This is a genomic window from Pseudomonas sp. B21-059, assembly GCF_026016285.1.
Taxonomy (GTDB): Bacteria; Pseudomonadota; Gammaproteobacteria; order Pseudomonadales; family Pseudomonadaceae; genus Aquipseudomonas; species Aquipseudomonas danubii.
Window position 1 is genome coordinate 908,875 of the sequence record NZ_CP087201.1, and the last position, 16,256, is coordinate 925,130.

The window sequence follows — 16,256 nt, forward strand, 5'->3', positions numbered from 1 at the left end:
GCCGACTGACCTGCGGATTTGAGTGACAACCCATGCCAAAACGTACAGACATTAAAAGCATCCTGATTCTTGGCGCTGGCCCGATCGTGATCGGCCAGGCCTGCGAATTCGACTACTCCGGCGCCCAGGCCTGCAAGGCCCTGCGCGAAGAGGGTTACCGGGTCATCCTGGTGAACTCCAACCCGGCCACCATCATGACCGACCCGGCCATGGCCGACGCCACCTACATCGAGCCGATCAAGTGGCAGACCGTTGCCAAGATCATCGAGAAAGAGCGTCCGGATGCGCTGCTGCCAACCATGGGCGGCCAGACGGCTCTGAACTGCGCTCTGGACCTGGAGCGCGAAGGCGTTCTGGAGAAGTTCGGCGTAGAGATGATCGGTGCCAATGCCGACACCATCGACAAGGCTGAAGACCGTTCGCGCTTCGACGCCGCCATGAAGTCCATCGGCCTGGCGTGCCCACGTTCCGGTATCGCTCACAGCATGGAAGAGGCCAATGCAGTCCTCGACAAGCTGGGCTTCCCTTGCATCATCCGTCCGTCCTTCACCATGGGCGGCACCGGTGGCGGTATTGCTTACAACCGTGAAGAGTTCGAAGAGATCTGCGCCCGCGGTCTGGACCTGTCGCCGACCAAGGAACTGTTGATCGACGAATCGCTGATCGGCTGGAAAGAGTACGAGATGGAGGTGGTCCGCGATAAGAAGGACAACTGCATCATCGTCTGCTCCATCGAAAACTTCGACCCGATGGGTGTGCACACCGGTGACTCGATCACCGTGGCTCCGGCACAGACCCTGACCGACAAGGAATACCAGATCCTGCGTAACGCCTCCCTGGCGGTACTGCGTGAGATCGGCGTGGAAACCGGCGGTTCCAACGTGCAGTTCGGCATCTGCCCGAACACTGGCCGCATGGTCGTGATCGAGATGAACCCGCGGGTGTCCCGTTCCTCGGCGCTGGCCTCGAAAGCCACGGGTTTCCCGATCGCCAAGGTCGCGGCCAAGCTGGCGGTGGGTTACACCCTGGACGAGCTGTCCAACGACATCACCGGCGGCAAGACTCCAGCATCCTTCGAGCCGTCCATCGACTACGTCGTGACCAAGCTGCCACGCTTTGCCTTCGAGAAGTTCTCCAAGGCTGACGCACGCCTGACCACCCAGATGAAGTCGGTGGGTGAAGTCATGGCCATTGGTCGGACCTTCCAGGAATCCCTGCAGAAAGCCCTGCGTGGCCTGGAAGTTGGCGTTTGCGGGCTGGATCCGAAGCTCGACCTGAGCAATCCGGAAAGCATGAATGTGCTCAAGCGCGAGCTGACCGTGCCAGGCGCCGAGCGTATCTGGTACGTGGCTGACGCCTTCCGTGCCGGCATGACCGTCGAGCAGATCTTCGGCATGAACATGATCGATCCTTGGTTCCTGGTGCAGATCGAAGATCTGATCAAGGAAGAAGAGAAGGTCAAGACCTTGGGGCTGTCGGCTATCGGCCGCGACCTGATGTTCCGCTTGAAGCGCAAAGGCTTCTCCGACCAGCGCCTGGCCAAGCTGCTGGGTGTGACCGAGAAGAACCTGCGCACTCACCGCCATAAGCTGGAAGTGTTCCCGGTCTACAAGCGCGTCGACACCTGCGCCGCCGAGTTCGCTACTGACACCGCTTACCTGTACTCGACTTATGAAGAAGAGTGCGAAGCCGCGCCATCGACCCGCGACAAGATCATGATCCTGGGCGGCGGTCCAAACCGTATTGGCCAGGGGATCGAGTTCGACTACTGCTGCGTGCACGCTGCACTGGCACTGCGCGACGATGGTTACGAAACCATCATGGTCAACTGCAACCCGGAAACCGTTTCCACCGACTACGACACCTCCGATCGCCTGTACTTCGAGCCAGTAACCCTGGAAGACGTGCTGGAAATCGTCCGCGTTGAGAAGCCAAAAGGCGTGATCGTTCAGTACGGCGGCCAGACGCCTCTGAAACTGGCTCGCGCCCTGGAAGCGGCCGGCGTGCCAATCATCGGCACCAGCCCAGACGCTATCGACCGTGCAGAAGACCGTGAGCGCTTCCAGCAAATGGTTGAGCGCCTGAATCTGCGTCAGCCGCCAAACGCCACCGTGCGCAGCGAAGACGAAGCGATTCGTGCCGCGACCAAGATCGGTTATCCGCTGGTGGTGCGTCCGTCCTATGTTCTGGGCGGCCGTGCGATGGAAATCGTCTACGAGGAAGAAGAGCTCAAGCGCTACCTGCGTGAAGCGGTGCAAGTGTCCAACGACAGTCCGGTGCTGCTGGACCACTTCCTCAACTGCGCCATCGAGATGGACGTGGATGCGGTCTGCGACGGTACCGACGTGGTGATCGGCGCGATCATGCAGCACATCGAGCAGGCCGGCGTTCACTCCGGTGACTCCGCGTGCTCCCTGCCGCCGTACTCGCTGCCGGCGCACATCCAGGATGAGATGCGTGAGCAGGTCAAGAAAATGGCCCTGGAGTTGGGCGTGGTTGGCTTGATGAACGTACAGTTGGCCCTGCAGGGCAATGAGATCTACGTCATTGAAGTGAACCCGCGTGCTTCCCGCACCGTGCCTTTCGTGTCCAAGTGCATCGGCGTCTCCCTGGCGATGATCGCGGCTCGTGTGATGGCTGGTAAGACTCTGAAAGAGCTGGGCTTTACCAAGGAAATCATCCCGAACTTCTACAGCGTCAAGGAAGCGGTGTTCCCGTTCGCCAAGTTCCCGGGTGTTGACCCGATCCTCGGCCCAGAGATGAAGTCCACCGGTGAAGTCATGGGTGTGGGCGATACTTTCGGTGAGGCTTTCGCCAAGGCCCAGATGGGCGCCAGCGAAGTGCTGCCGACTGGCGGTACTGCATTTATCAGTGTTCGTGACGATGACAAGCCTCTGGTTGCAGGCGTGGCCCGTGATCTGATCAACTTGGGCTTCGAAGTGGTCGCTACTGCGGGCACCGCCAAGCTGATCGAAGCGGCCGGCCTGAAAGTGCGTCGTGTGAACAAGGTGACTGAAGGTCGTCCTCATGTGGTCGATATGATCAAGAACGACGAAGTCACCCTGATCATCAACACCACTGAAGGTCGTCAGTCGATTGCTGACTCTTACTCCATTCGTCGTAACGCCTTGCAGCACAAGATCTACTGCACCACCACCATTGCTGCTGGCGAAGCTATCTGCGAAGCGTTGAAGTTCGGTCCAGAAAAAACCGTGCGTCGCTTGCAGGATCTACACGCAGGATTGAAGGCATGAATAAATACCCAATGACCGTCCAGGGCGCTCGCGCCCTGGAAGAAGAGCATGCTCACTTGACCAAGGTCGTTCGTCCTAAGCTCAGCCAGGACATCGGTACGGCCCGCGAGTTGGGTGACTTGAAGGAAAACGCTGAATACCATGCTGCGCGTGAACAGCAAGGCATGGTCGAGGCTCGGATCCGTGATATCGAAGGCCGTCTGCAGAACTCGGTGGTCATCGATGTCACGACCATTCCTCATACCGGCAAGGTGATCTTTGGCACCACGGTCGAGATCGCCAACGTCGAGACTGACGAAAGCGTGACCTACCAGATCGTTGGTGAGGACGAGGCTGATATAAAGCTCGGTAAAATCTCCGTCGGCTCGCCGATTGCTCGTGCCTTGATTGCCAAGGAAGAGGGTGATGTGGTGGCGGTCAAAACGCCTGGCGGTGTAATCGAGTATGAGATTGTCGAAGTCCGTCACATCTGAAAGAAGACGCCCGCTGCATGCGGGCGCCATGCTTTGGCAGCTGACCCAGATGCTGTGGGTCGGCGGCTTATGGCTGTTGCATCTCGGTTTGTTTCCCGTCCTGGGCCAGATTGGCCTTGCTCCCTTGCTGATCGAAGAGATTTCTACCCTGCTCAGTGCTTTGTTGGTGGGCTTTTCGGGGGCGTGCCTGGTTCTACAGACGCTGGTGCTGATTCAGTCCGAAGGATTGAGAAGTCTTTGGCGGGATATTCGGGGGCAACTGCTGTTGATGGCAATGTATGCGTGCGGCATGTATTTCGCCGTGCGTATTCTGTTGCCGGAAGCTCAACGCTGGCAGTTGTTCAGCTATCTGGTTCTGGGATTTTCCGGCTTGATACTGGTATTGCAGCCGGTGCCAGGATGGGGTGGAAGGGTGCGCCAGGCACACCCTTGACCCGAGTCGACGTCAGTTGAAACGATGGACGTTCGACAATTGCTTGTTTACCTTGGCGTTCTTGCGGTAGATCAGCGCCATCTTGCCGATGACCTGCACCAGATCCGCTTTGCCGGCCTTGCACAGTTCGGCAATGGCTTCCAGGCGCGATTCGCGCTCGAGGATGTTGAGCTTGATCTTGATCAGCTCGTGATCGCTCAAGGCGCGTTCAAGTTCGGCTAGCACACCTTCGGTCAAACCGTTGTCAGCCACAGTCAATACTGGTTTCAGATGGTGGCCAATGGATTTGTACTGTTTCTTCTGCTCTTGAGTGAGCGGCATAATCTGACCCCTGCGTCTGATCTTGTAAAAAGCGGCGGCCAGTTTACCCGAGCGAGTCCGGGACCGCCCAGTTAATCACGACCCGTTTTATTTTGAGGTGGCCCGTGGCCCGTTCCAAAACTAGCCATAACTGGCTGAAAGAGCACTTCAACGACCCATTCGTCAAAATGGCGCAAAAAGATGGGTACCGTTCCCGTGCCAGCTACAAACTGCTGGAGATCCAGGAAAAGGACCGCCTTATCCGTCCTGGCATGAGTGTTATCGACCTGGGGGCTGCCCCGGGGGGCTGGTCGCAGGTGACCAGTCGTCTGATTGGTGGTCAGGGGCGATTGATCGCCTCGGATATCCTGGAAATGGACAGCATCCCCGATGTGACCTTCATTCAAGGGGACTTCACCGAGGATGCGGTGCTGGCGCAGATTCTCGAAGCTGTCGGAAATTCAGAGGTTGACCTTGTGATTTCCGATATGGCCCCCAATATGAGTGGGTTAGCAGCCGTGGACATGCCTCGGGCGATGTTCCTGTGCGAATTGGCGCTGGATCTTGCGGGTAGGGTACTACGGCCAGGTGGTGATTTTCTGATCAAGATTTTCCAAGGTGAAGGTTTTGATGAGTACCACAAGAGCGTTCGGCAGATGTTCGAGAAAGTGCAGATGCGCAAACCGACATCTTCCCGTGACCGTTCTCGGGAGCAATATCTGCTGGGGCGGGGCTTTCGTGGTCGCAGCGAGTAAGTAAGGTTTTTGACTGGGGTGATAGGATTTTCGTATTTCGCCCCGTCAGATTAAACGCATATTGTGTAGTCTAAGTTTCACATAGGGTTACAGACAGCGCCTGCCAGAGCTGTAGGTAATGTAGTAAGTTAGGCCGGTGAATATCATGCGAAGCGCGCGCCAGTAGCGGCGCTTGCTTCAGAGGGTAGTTAATTGAACGACATGGCAAAGAATCTGATCCTTTGGTTGATCATCGCTGCCGTCCTTGTGACGGTGATGAACAACTTCTCCAGCCCTAACGAGCCGCAAACCCTCAACTACTCCGACTTCATCCAGCAGGTTAAGGATGGCAAGGTCGAGCGCGTAGCTGTTGATGGCTACGTTATTACCGGCAAGCGCAGCGATGGCGATACCTTCAAAACCATCCGTCCTGCCATTCAGGACAATGGTCTGATCGGCGATTTGGTGGACAACCATGTCGTGGTCGAGGGCAAGCAGCCCGAGCAACAAAGTATCTGGACCCAACTGCTGGTAGCCAGTTTCCCGATCCTGGTGATCATTGCCGTCTTCATGTTCTTCATGCGGCAAATGCAGGGTGGCGCAGGTGGCAAGGGCGGGCCGATGAGCTTTGGCAAGAGCAAGGCGCGTCTGCTCTCTGAAGATCAGGTGAAAACCACTCTGGCTGACGTTGCTGGTTGTGACGAGGCCAAAGAGGAAGTTGGCGAGCTGGTTGAATTCCTGCGTGATCCAGGCAAGTTCCAGCGCCTGGGGGGCCGTATTCCTCGCGGCGTGCTGATGGTGGGGCCACCGGGCACCGGTAAGACCTTGCTGGCCAAGGCCATTGCGGGCGAAGCCAAGGTACCGTTCTTCACTATCTCCGGTTCCGATTTCGTCGAGATGTTCGTTGGTGTTGGTGCCAGCCGTGTTCGCGACATGTTCGAACAGGCCAAGAAACATGCTCCATGCATCATTTTCATCGATGAGATCGACGCTGTCGGTCGTCACCGTGGTGCCGGCATGGGCGGCGGTCATGATGAGCGTGAGCAGACCCTCAACCAATTGCTGGTTGAGATGGACGGCTTTGAAATGAACGACGGCATCATTGTTATCGCCGCCACCAACCGTCCTGACGTGCTTGACCCAGCGCTGCTGCGACCCGGTCGTTTCGACCGCCAGGTGGTGGTTGGTCTGCCGGATATTCGCGGCCGTGAGCAGATTCTCAAGGTCCACATGCGCAAAGTGCCAATGGGCGAAGATGTTGCTCCGGCGGTGATTGCGCGTGGTACGCCGGGCTTCTCCGGTGCCGACTTGGCAAACCTGGTGAACGAGGCCTCGCTGTTCGCGGCTCGTACCGGTAAGCGCATTGTCGAAATGAAGGAATTTGAACTGGCCAAGGACAAGATCATGATGGGCGCAGAGCGCAAATCCATGGTCATGTCCGAGAAAGAGAAGCAGAACACCGCTTATCACGAAGCTGGCCACGCCATTGTTGGTCGAGTTGTGCCTGAGCATGATCCTGTCTACAAAGTCTCGATCATTCCTCGCGGTCGCGCATTGGGCGTCACCATGTTCTTGCCGGAAGAGGATCGCTACAGCCTGTCCAAGCGAGCCCTGATTAGCCAGATTTGTTCGCTCTATGGCGGTCGTATTGCAGAAGAGATGACGCTGGGTTTTGACGGTGTGACCACCGGTGCATCCAACGACATCATGCGCGCCAGCCAGATTGCTCGGAACATGGTCACCAAGTGGGGGCTCTCCGAAAAACTCGGCCCGCTGATGTATGCGGAAGAAGAGGGCGAAGTGTTCCTGGGTCGCAGTGCAGGCAGTCAGCATGCCAGTTTGTCCGCTGAAACAGCGAAACTGATCGACTCCGAAGTGCGCAGCATCATTGATCAATGTTATGGCACCGCCAAGCAGATCCTCACTGATAACCGCGACAAACTGGACGCCATGGCAGATGCCTTGATGAAGTACGAAACCATCGATGCTGATCAGATTGACGACATCATGGCCGGGCGTACTCCGCGTGAACCTCGTGATTGGGAGGGCGGTTCGGGTACTACTCCTCCAGTAGTGCAAAACGAACGTCCGGAAACACCCATCGGCGGCCCTGCTGCCGACCACTAAGGTTTTAAATGACTTCTGTTCCTTCCTCCACCCGGTTGCCTTGCGGCAACCGGGTTCTTGATTTGGCCCGTGCGCATGTCATGGGCATTCTCAATGTAACCCCCGATTCCTTCTCCGATGGCGGTCGCTTCAGTCAACTGGATGTCGCCTTGCGGCATGCCGAGGCCATGGTTCTTGCTGGTGCTACGCTGATCGATATCGGTGGCGAGTCGACGCGGCCGGGTGCTCGTGCGGTATCGCCCCTGGAAGAGTTGGAGCGTGTGGCTCCGGTCGTGGAGCGAATTAATCGCGAGCTGGATGTGGTTATTTCCGTTGATACCTCGACGCCGGCCGTCATGCGTGAAACTGCTCGCCTGGGAGCGGGGTTTATCAATGATGTGCGCGCACTGCGCCGTGATGGTGCCCTGGATGCGGCGGCCGCTACTGGTTTGCCTGTATGTCTGATGCATATGCTCGGTGAGCCTGGCGATATGCAAGACAACCCGCATTACCAGGATGTCACTCGGGAAGTGAGTGAGTTTTTGGTTGAGCGGATGGCGGCGTGTGCGTCGGTGGGAATCGAGGCTGGGCGGATTGTTCTTGACCCGGGCTTTGGTTTTGCCAAGACCCTGCAGCACAACTTGAGTCTGTTCAAGCATATGGAGGCCTTGCATGCCCTTGGGCGTCCCCTGCTGGTCGGGGTGTCGCGCAAAAGCATGATTGGCCAGTCCCTGAATCGGCCTGTAGCCGAGCGATTGCACGGTAGCCTGGCACTGGCGGCACTGGCGGTGACCAAGGGCGCGAAGATTATCCGCGTCCATGATGTCGCCGAAACGGTGGATGTGGTGCGAATGATTGCGGCAGTGGAATCCGCTGAATAAGAACGATGGAGTACTTATGACTAAGAAATATTTTGGCACCGACGGCATTCGTGGTCGTGTGGGCGAATACCCTATTACTCCAGACTTCATGCTCAAGCTCGGCTGGGCGGCGGGCATGGCTTTCCGCAGCATGGGGGCTTGCCGTGTGCTGGTAGGTAAGGACACGCGTATCTCTGGGTACATGTTCGAGTCGGCTCTCGAGGCGGGGCTATCTGCTGCCGGTGCAGATGTCATGCTGTTGGGGCCGATGCCAACTCCGGCTATCGCCTATCTGACGCGCACCTTCCATGCGGAGGCCGGGATTGTCATCAGTGCTTCGCACAATCCCCATGATGACAACGGCATCAAGTTCTTCTCGGGTGAGGGCACCAAGTTGCCTGACGAGGTGGAGTTGATGATCGAGGAGTTACTGGATGCGCCCATGACCGTGGTGGAGTCGAGCAAGCTCGGCAAGGTGTCGCGGATCAACGATGCATCGGGACGCTATATCGAGTTCTGCAAGAGCAGCGTGCCATCGAGCACCAGTTTTGCAGGCTTGAAGATCGTCCTGGACTGCGCTCATGGCGCCACCTACAAGGTCGCGCCGAGTGTATTCCGCGAGTTGGGTGCGCAAGTCACGGTTCTATCTGCGCAGCCTAATGGCTTGAACATCAACGAGAACTGCGGTTCGACTCATATGTCGCAACTGCAGGCGGCGGTCCTGGCTGAGCACGCGGATCTGGGTATTGCCTTTGATGGCGACGGTGACCGGGTGCTGATGGTCGACCAGACCGGTGCAATTGTTGACGGTGATGAGCTGCTGTTCATCATCGCCCGGGACCTGCATGAGCGTGACAAGTTGCAAGGCGGTGTAGTCGGGACGCTTATGAGCAATCTGGGGCTGGAGCTGGCTCTGGCGGATCTGGGTATTCCTTTTGTCCGGGCCAACGTAGGTGATCGTTATGTGATTGCTGAGCTGCTTGAGCGCAACTGGTTGGTGGGTGGAGAGAATTCCGGCCATATCGTGTGCTTCCGCCACGCGACCACCGGTGATGCGATCATCGCTGCGCTACAGGTGCTGATGGCGCTCAAGGCGCGTGGTGAAAGTCTGGCGCAATCACGCCAAGGGCTGCGCAAATGCCCTCAAGTGCTGGTCAATGTCCGTTTTGGTGGTGGCGAGAGCCCGGTTGAGCATCCTGCTGTGAAAGAGGCTTGCGAGCGCGTTACGACCGCTATGGCGGGGCGTGGTCGGGTTCTGTTGCGCAAGTCCGGTACTGAGCCGCTGGTGCGTGTCATGGTCGAAGGTGACGATGAAGCACAGGTTCGCGCTTATGCTGATGAGCTGGCAAAACTGGTTGCTGAAGTTTCTGCCTGATTTCGGCTTGCCAGTGTTGTTTTGGTTGGGTAACATCTGCGCCCACTTTGACCGACGAGGTACAGCATGCGTCGCCCTATGGTAGCTGGTAACTGGAAGATGCACGGTACCCGCGCCAGCGTCGCTGAGCTGATCAACGGCCTTCGTCATCTGGCCTTGCCAAGCGGTGTTGATGTCGCGGTATTCCCGCCTTGCTTGTATATCAATCAAGTGATTGATGGCTTGAAAGGCAAGTCGATTCAGGTCGGCGCGCAGAACTCTGCGGTGGAATCCATGCAAGGTGCGTTGACGGGCGAAATCGCCCCGAGTCAATTGGTGGACGCAGGTTGTTCCTTGGTGCTGGTTGGGCACTCTGAGCGCCGCATGATAATGGGCGAGCGGGACGCGACGCTTAACCGCAAGTTCGCGGCAGCACAGGCTTGTGGTCTGAAGCCGATTCTGTGTGTGGGGGAGACCCTCGAGCAGCGCGAAGCGGGGAAGACTCTGGAAGTTGTCGGTCGTCAGCTGGGCAGCATCATTGAAGAGTTGGGTGTTGGCGCATTCGCCAGTGCTGTTATCGCTTACGAGCCGGTCTGGGCCATTGGTACCGGGCTGACTGCAACACCGCAACAGGCGCAGGATGTGCACGCAGCCATTCGCGCGCAGTTGGCGGCAGAGAATTCTGAAGTGGCACGAGGAGTGCGGCTTCTATACGGCGGCAGCGTGAAGGCGGCCAATGCGGTCGAACTGTTCGGCATGCCGGATATCGATGGGGGGCTCATTGGTGGAGCTTCCCTGAATGCAGATGAGTTCGGTGCGATCTGTCGCGCCGCGGGAAACTGAAAAAATGCTGGAAACAGTCGTAGTCGTTTTTCATCTGCTGGGTGCCCTGGGCGTAGTTGCTCTGGTTCTGCTGCAGCAGGGTAAAGGTGCGGATGCTGGCGCGTCTTTCGGTGCAGGTGCTTCAAATACTGTGTTCGGAAGCCAAGGTTCCTCTACCTTTCTTAGTAAGTTTACTGCTATACTTGCCGCCGGTTTCTTCATAACCAGCTTGGGGTTAGGTTACTTTGCTAAAGAGAAAGCTCATCAGCTGACTCAAGTAGGTTTGCCAGATCCAGCAGTACTTGAAGTACCAAAGCAAAAACCGGCTTCTGATGATGTCCCGGTGCTCCAAGAGCAAAAGTCGGCCAATAGTGCGACTGACGTACCTCCAGCTCCAGAGCAGAAGTAAGAAGAGTTTCACGCAGTAACGTAGTCTATGCCGAGGTGGTGGAATTGGTAGACACGCAACCTTGAGGTGGTTGTGCCCATAGGGTGTAGGGGTTCGAGTCCCCTTCTCGGTACCAATTGTCAGGAGAGCCCGCGGTTGCGGGCTTTCTTGTAGGTGGAAGGTTACATTGACCCAAAAAGGGATCAGTCGTATACTTCCGCCCCAGCTTTGTCGCGGGGTGGAGCAGTCTGGTAGCTCGTCGGGCTCATAACCCGAAGGTCGTCGGTTCAAATCCGGCCCCCGCAACCAGTTTTAGCGGAGCCCCTTTTCAGGGGCTTTTTGTTAGCTGGACACTTTATAACGCCGCTATTCAACGGCGTTTCCGGGATGGGCGCTTCGCCCATTTTTTATTTGCACAAGCATGCACGAGGGGGTTCAGGTGTCGAGCAAGCTAGAACAGTTGCAGGCCTTGTTGGCCCCGGTGGTCGTGGCCCTTGGCTATGAATGCTGGGGTATTGAGTTTTCGGCTCAGGGTCGCCACTCATTGTTGCGCGTTTATATCGATAAAGAAGGCGGCGTGCTGGTGGACGATTGCGCCATCGTCAGCCGTCAGATCAGCGGTGTTCTCGACGTAGAAGATCCGATTTCCGTTGAATACACCCTTGAGGTTTCCTCTCCTGGCATGGAACGCCCACTGTTCACCCTTGAACAGTTCGCCAAGTATGTCGGTGAGCAAGTGAAGATCAAGCTGCGCTCGCCTTTCGAAGGTCGGCGTAATTTTCAGGGCCTTCTCCGCGGGGTGGAGGAGCAGGACGTCGTGGTGCAGGTGGATGATCACGAGTTTCTGTTGCCGATCGATATGATCGACAAGGCCAACATTATTCCCAGTTTTGACTGAGACGCGGATCCCGCGGATCCAATGGCTTGCGAAAGGCGAGGCGTACGATGAGCAAAGAAGTACTGCTGGTTGTTGAGTCGGTATCCAATGAAAAGGGTGTACCGGCAAGCGTGATTTTTGAAGCGCTGGAGCTGGCCCTGGCCACTGCTACCAAAAAGCGTTTTGAAGACGAAGTGGACCTGCGTGTGGAAATCAATCGCCACACCGGTTCCTATGAAACTTTCCGTCGCTGGACGGTGGTTGAAGAAGCCGATCTGGATGACCCAGCGGTCGAGACCTGGTTGAGCAAGGCTCGTGAAACCCATCCCGACGCCAAAGTCGGTGATGTGATCGAAGAGAAAATCGAATCCATCGAGTTCGGCCGCATCGCTGCCCAGACCGCCAAGCAGGTCATTGTGCAGAAAGTTCGCGAAGCCGAGCGCGCACAGGTGGTTGATGCCTATCGCGAGCGCCTGGGAGAAATCATCTCCGGCACCGTGAAAAAAGTGACACGTGACAACGTGATCGTTGACCTGGGTAACAACGCTGAAGCGTTGCTGGCCCGTGAAGACATCATCTCCCGTGAGACTTTCCGGGTTGGCGTGCGCCTGCGTGCGCTGCTCAAGGAAATCCGCACCGAGAATCGCGGCCCGCAGCTGATCCTGTCGCGTACCGCACCGGAAATGCTGATCGAGCTGTTCCGTATCGAAGTGCCGGAAATTGCCGAAGGCCTGATCGAAGTCATGGCCGCCTCCCGTGATCCGGGTTCGCGGGCCAAGATCGCAGTCCGCTCCAAAGACAAACGCATCGACCCGCAGGGCGCGTGCATTGGTATGCGCGGTTCGCGCGTCCAGGCCGTATCCGGTGAGTTGGGCGGCGAGCGCGTGGACATCGTCCTGTGGGACGAGAACCCGGCGCAGTTCGTGATCAATGCCATGTCGCCGGCTGAGGTCGCGGCAATTATCGTTGACGAAGATGCCCATGCCATGGACATCGCCGTTGGCGCAGACAATCTGGCTCAGGCCATCGGTCGCGGTGGTCAGAACGTGCGTCTGGCCAGCCAATTGACTGGCTGGACCCTGAACGTGATGACCGAATCGGACATCCAGGCCAAGCAGCAAGCAGAAACCGGCGACATCCTGCGCAACTTCATCGACGAGCTGGAAGTTGATGAAGAACTGGCACAGGTTCTGGTTGATGAAGGCTTCACCAGCCTGGAAGAGATTGCCTACGTACCGCTGGAAGAAATGCTCAACATCGACGGCTTTGACGAAGATATCGTCAACGAGCTTCGCGCTCGGGCCAAGGATCGCTTGTTGACTAAAGCCATCGCTACTGAGGAAAAGCTGGCAGACGCCCATCCGGCCGAAGACCTGCTCTCGCTTGAGGGTATGGACAAGGATTTGGCGATGGAACTGGCGGTGCGCGGCGTAATTACCCGCGAAGACCTGGCCGAGCAGTCTATTGACGACCTGCTCGACATCGACGGCATTGACGATGATCGTGCCGGCAAGTTGATCATGGCCGCCCGAGCCCACTGGTTCGAGTAATTAGGCGCGGCCTGAGGAGAGAAGTGCATGACGCAAGTCACGGTGAAACAACTGGCCGATGAGGTCAAAACACCGGTAGAGCGCCTGCTGCAGCAGATGCGTGAGGCAGGTCTGCCGCACACCGCCGCCGAGGAACATGTGAGCGACAGTGAGAAGCAGTCGTTGCTGACTCATCTGAAAAGCAGCCACAAGGCGAAAGTGGAAGAACCACGCAAGATCACTTTGCAGCGCAAGACCACCAGCACCCTGCGTGTTGCTGGTAGCAAAAGCATCAGCGTTGAAGTGCGCAAGAAGAAAGTCTTCGTGCAGCGCAGCCCGGAAGAAATCGAAGCCGAGCGTCAACGCGAACTGGAAGAACGCCGCGCAGTAGAAAATGCTGCTCGTCAAAAGGCTGAAGAAGAAGCCAAGCGTCGCGCCGAAGAAGAAGCGCGTCGCCAGCCTGCTCCGGTTGCCGAGCCTGTTGCCGCGCAAGCTGCTGCAGCCCCTGCACCTGCGCCTGTGGTCGAAGCCGTGCAAGAAGCACCAGTGGCCGCTCCGGCGCCGGTTGCCGAGCGCAAGAAAGACGAGCAGCGCCGTCCGGACAAGTCCCGCAACGACGACAACCGTCGCAGCGGCGATGGCGAGCGCAAAAACGCTCCTCATCGTGCTTCGGTCAAGGAAAAGGCGCCAGCGCCGCGCGTTGCTCCACGTACCACCGACGAAGAAAGCGATGGCTTCCGTCGTGGTGGTCGCGGCAAGGCCAAGCTGAAGAAGCGCAACGCTCACGGTTTCCAGAGCCCAACCGGGCCAGTGGTACGTGACGTGCAGATCGGCGAGACCATCACTGTGGGCGAACTGGCCCAGCAGATGTCGGTCAAGGCTGCCGAAGTCATCAAGTTCATGTTCAAGCTGGGCACTCCAGCCACCATCAACCAGGTTCTGGACCAGGAAACTGCCCAGCTGGTTGCTGAAGAACTGGGCCACAAAGTGACCCTGGTCAGCGACACTGCCCTGGAAGATTCCCTGGCCGAGTCCCTGAAGTTTGAAGGTGAAGCGGTTGCTCGTGCGCCGGTCGTGACTGTAATGGGCCACGTTGACCACGGTAAGACCTCGTTGCTGGACTACATCCGTCGCGCCAAAGTGGCCGCGGGCGAAGCCGGTGGCATTACCCAGCACATCGGTGCCTACCACGTAGAAACCGAGCGCGGCATGGTCACCTTCCTCGACACCCCAGGTCACGCCGCGTTTACCGCCATGCGTGCCCGTGGTGCCAAGGCTACCGACATCGTGATCCTGGTGGTTGCAGCGGACGACGGCGTGATGCCGCAGACCATTGAAGCCGTTCAGCACGCACAAGCTGCCGGCGTGCCGCTGGTGGTTGCGGTGAACAAGATCGATAAGCCAGGCGCTGATCTGGACCGTATCCGCAGTGAGCTCTCGGTTCACGGCGTGACGTCGGAAGATTGGGGTGGCGATACGCCGTTCGTACCGGTCTCCGCGAAAATGGGTACCGGTGTCGACGACCTGCTCGAAGCCGTTCTGCTGCAGGCCGAAGTACTGGAACTCAAGGCGACTCCTTCGGCCCCAGGCCGTGGTGTCGTGGTGGAATCCCGTCTCGACAAGGGCCGTGGCCCGGTAGCCACCGTGCTGGTTCAGGACGGTACGCTGCGTCAAGGCGACATGGTGCTGGTTGGCTCGAACTACGGCCGCGTGCGCGCCATGCTCGACGAGAACGGCAAGCCAATCAAGGAAGCCGGTCCTTCCATCCCGGTCGAGATCCTCGGCCTGGACGGTACCCCGGACGCTGGCGACGAGATGAGCGTAGTGGCCGACGAGAAGAAAGCCCGTGAAGTGGCTCTGTTCCGTCAAGGCAAGTTCCGCGAAGTCAAACTGGCTCGTGCTCACGCCGGCAAGCTGGAAAACATCTTCGAAAGCATGGGCCAGGAAGAGAAGAAGACGCTCAACATCGTCCTCAAATCCGACGTCCGTGGTTCGTTGGAAGCTCTGCAAGGCGCTCTGAACGGCCTGGGCAACGACGAAGTGCAAGTGCGCGTAGTGGGCGGCGGCGTCGGTGGTATCACCGAAAGCGACGCCAACCTGGCACTGGCCTCCAACGCTGTACTGTTCGGCTTCAACGTGCGTGCCGATGCCGGCGCCCGGAAGATCGTCGAGCAGGAAGGTCTGGATATGCGTTACTACAACGTGATCTACGACATCATCGAAGACGTCAAGAAAGCCCTGACCGGTATGTTGGGCAGCGACGTTCGGGAGAACATCCTGGGTGTTGCCGAAGTTCGCGACGTGTTCCGCTCGCCGAAGTTTGGCGCGATCGCCGGTTGCATGGTCATCGAAGGTGTCGTGCACCGTAACCGCCCAATCCGTGTACTGCGTGAAGACATCGTTATCTTCGAAGGCGAGCTGGAATCCCTGCGCCGCTTCAAGGATGACGCCTCCGAAGTGCGTGCCGGCATGGAATGCGGTATCGGCGTGAAGAGCTACAACGACGTCAAAGTCGGTGACAAGATCGAAGTCTTCGAGAAGGTCCAGGTTGCTCGCAGCCTCTAACTCGCGCACTTCAAGAGCCCTGGTGGCCCGTAGCATGTTCATGCACGGCACCGCCAGCGGCCTCTAAACGCAACGCCCGGTCTGGCTCCTGCCAGGCCGGGCGTTTGCCGCTTTCAGACCACACGGGTTTCACCGTGAGGCAGTAACAGGTAACAAGACATGGCAAAAGAATACAGCCGTACCCAACGCATCGGTGATCAGATGCAGCGCGAACTGGCGCAACTGATCCGTCGCGAAGTCAAGGATCCACGCGTCGGCCTGGTGACCATCACCGCCGTGGAAGTCAGCCGCGATGTCGGTCACGCGAAGATTTTCATCACCGTGATGGGCCAGGAAAACGCCGAAGAGATCGCCCAGAGCATCAAGGTGCTGAACTCGGCGGCAGGTTTCCTGCGCATGCAACTGGCCAAGGAAATGAAGCTGCGCAGCGTGCCGCAACTGCACTTCCATTACGACGAAAGCGTGGCCCGCGGGGCGCACTTGTCGGCCCTGATCGAGCGCGCCGTGGCTGAAGACAGCCAGCATGGCGACGCGCCTGCCCCTGAAGACGCCAAGGAGTAA

Annotated in this window: 14 protein-coding genes and 2 tRNA genes; 15 read left to right on the plus strand and 1 reads right to left on the minus strand. The window is 57.9% G+C overall.

Annotation, left to right across the window (positions count from 1 at the left end; genetic code table 11):
• Positions 1-32: 32 nt before the first annotated feature.
• From carB to LOY69_RS04065, 3 genes are read left to right on the plus strand one after another with little or no spacing between them, the layout of a single operon-like run.
• Positions 33-3,254 (plus strand): carbamoyl-phosphate synthase large subunit, encoded by a 3,222-nt coding sequence (gene carB, locus LOY69_RS04055; protein ID WP_102878329.1) that lies wholly within the window; start codon positions 33-35, stop codon positions 3,252-3,254.
• Positions 3,251-3,727: a transcription elongation factor GreA gene (gene greA / locus LOY69_RS04060; protein WP_011059193.1), complete on the plus strand. Its 477-nt coding sequence runs from the start codon at positions 3,251-3,253 to the stop codon at positions 3,725-3,727. Before carB ends, greA begins: the two co-directional genes overlap by 4 nt.
• Before the next feature lie 28 nt (positions 3,728-3,755).
• Positions 3,756-4,160, plus strand: a complete 405-nt coding sequence (locus LOY69_RS04065) for an MFS transporter (protein WP_110595986.1) — start codon at positions 3,756-3,758, stop codon at positions 4,158-4,160.
• Positions 4,161-4,172: 12 nt separating this feature from the next.
• Here LOY69_RS04065 and LOY69_RS04070 read toward each other — a convergent pair whose 3' ends face one another.
• The gene (locus tag LOY69_RS04070) at positions 4,173-4,481 is read right to left on the minus strand and encodes a YhbY family RNA-binding protein (RefSeq protein ID WP_102861082.1); all 309 of its coding nucleotides are present in this window, start codon (positions 4,479-4,481) and stop codon (positions 4,173-4,175) included.
• A gap of 104 nt (positions 4,482-4,585) precedes the next feature.
• Between LOY69_RS04070 and rlmE the strand changes: the two genes are divergently transcribed.
• From rlmE to rbfA, 12 genes are all read left to right on the plus strand, one after another.
• Positions 4,586-5,215, plus strand: a complete 630-nt coding sequence (gene rlmE / locus LOY69_RS04075; RefSeq protein WP_047283886.1) for a 23S rRNA (uridine(2552)-2'-O)-methyltransferase RlmE — start codon at positions 4,586-4,588, stop codon at positions 5,213-5,215.
• 201 nt (positions 5,216-5,416) lie between these two features.
• On the plus strand, positions 5,417-7,321 hold the full coding sequence (ftsH, locus tag LOY69_RS04080; RefSeq protein WP_102861083.1) for an ATP-dependent zinc metalloprotease FtsH: 1,905 nt from the start codon (positions 5,417-5,419) through the stop codon (positions 7,319-7,321).
• Positions 7,322-7,329: 8 nt separating this feature from the next.
• Complete coding sequence (gene folP / locus LOY69_RS04085) at positions 7,330-8,181, plus strand: dihydropteroate synthase (RefSeq protein ID WP_265074165.1); 852 nt, start codon at positions 7,330-7,332, stop codon at positions 8,179-8,181.
• A gap of 16 nt (positions 8,182-8,197) precedes the next feature.
• Positions 8,198-9,535, plus strand: coding sequence for a phosphoglucosamine mutase (glmM, locus tag LOY69_RS04090; protein ID WP_102861085.1), 1,338 nt, complete (start codon positions 8,198-8,200; stop codon positions 9,533-9,535).
• Between the two features lie 66 nt (positions 9,536-9,601).
• A complete protein-coding gene (gene tpiA, locus LOY69_RS04095) occupies positions 9,602-10,357 on the plus strand; it encodes a triose-phosphate isomerase (RefSeq protein WP_102861086.1) in 756 nt (251 codons plus the stop codon).
• A gap of 4 nt (positions 10,358-10,361) precedes the next feature.
• Positions 10,362-10,745 carry a preprotein translocase subunit SecG gene (gene secG / locus LOY69_RS04100; protein WP_015634120.1) on the plus strand — a complete coding sequence of 128 codons (384 nt, stop codon included), beginning with the start codon at positions 10,362-10,364 and terminating at the stop codon, positions 10,743-10,745.
• A gap of 29 nt (positions 10,746-10,774) precedes the next feature.
• Positions 10,775-10,860: transfer RNA gene (locus LOY69_RS04105), tRNA-Leu, on the plus strand.
• Positions 10,861-10,956: 96 nt separating this feature from the next.
• Positions 10,957-11,033 (plus strand) — tRNA-Met (locus LOY69_RS04110).
• A 130-nt stretch (positions 11,034-11,163) separates the two neighbouring features.
• Positions 11,164-11,622, plus strand: a complete 459-nt coding sequence (gene rimP, locus LOY69_RS04115) for a ribosome maturation factor RimP (protein ID WP_041120545.1) — start codon at positions 11,164-11,166, stop codon at positions 11,620-11,622.
• 47 nt (positions 11,623-11,669) lie between these two features.
• Positions 11,670-13,151, plus strand: coding sequence for a transcription termination factor NusA (gene nusA / locus LOY69_RS04120; protein WP_011059201.1), 1,482 nt, complete (start codon positions 11,670-11,672; stop codon positions 13,149-13,151).
• Between the two features lie 27 nt (positions 13,152-13,178).
• Positions 13,179-15,695, plus strand: coding sequence for a translation initiation factor IF-2 (infB, locus tag LOY69_RS04125; protein ID WP_102878332.1), 2,517 nt, complete (start codon positions 13,179-13,181; stop codon positions 15,693-15,695).
• Positions 15,696-15,854: 159 nt separating this feature from the next.
• Entirely contained in the window at positions 15,855-16,256 is a 402-nt protein-coding gene (gene rbfA / locus LOY69_RS04130) for a 30S ribosome-binding factor RbfA (protein WP_016967778.1), read from the plus strand.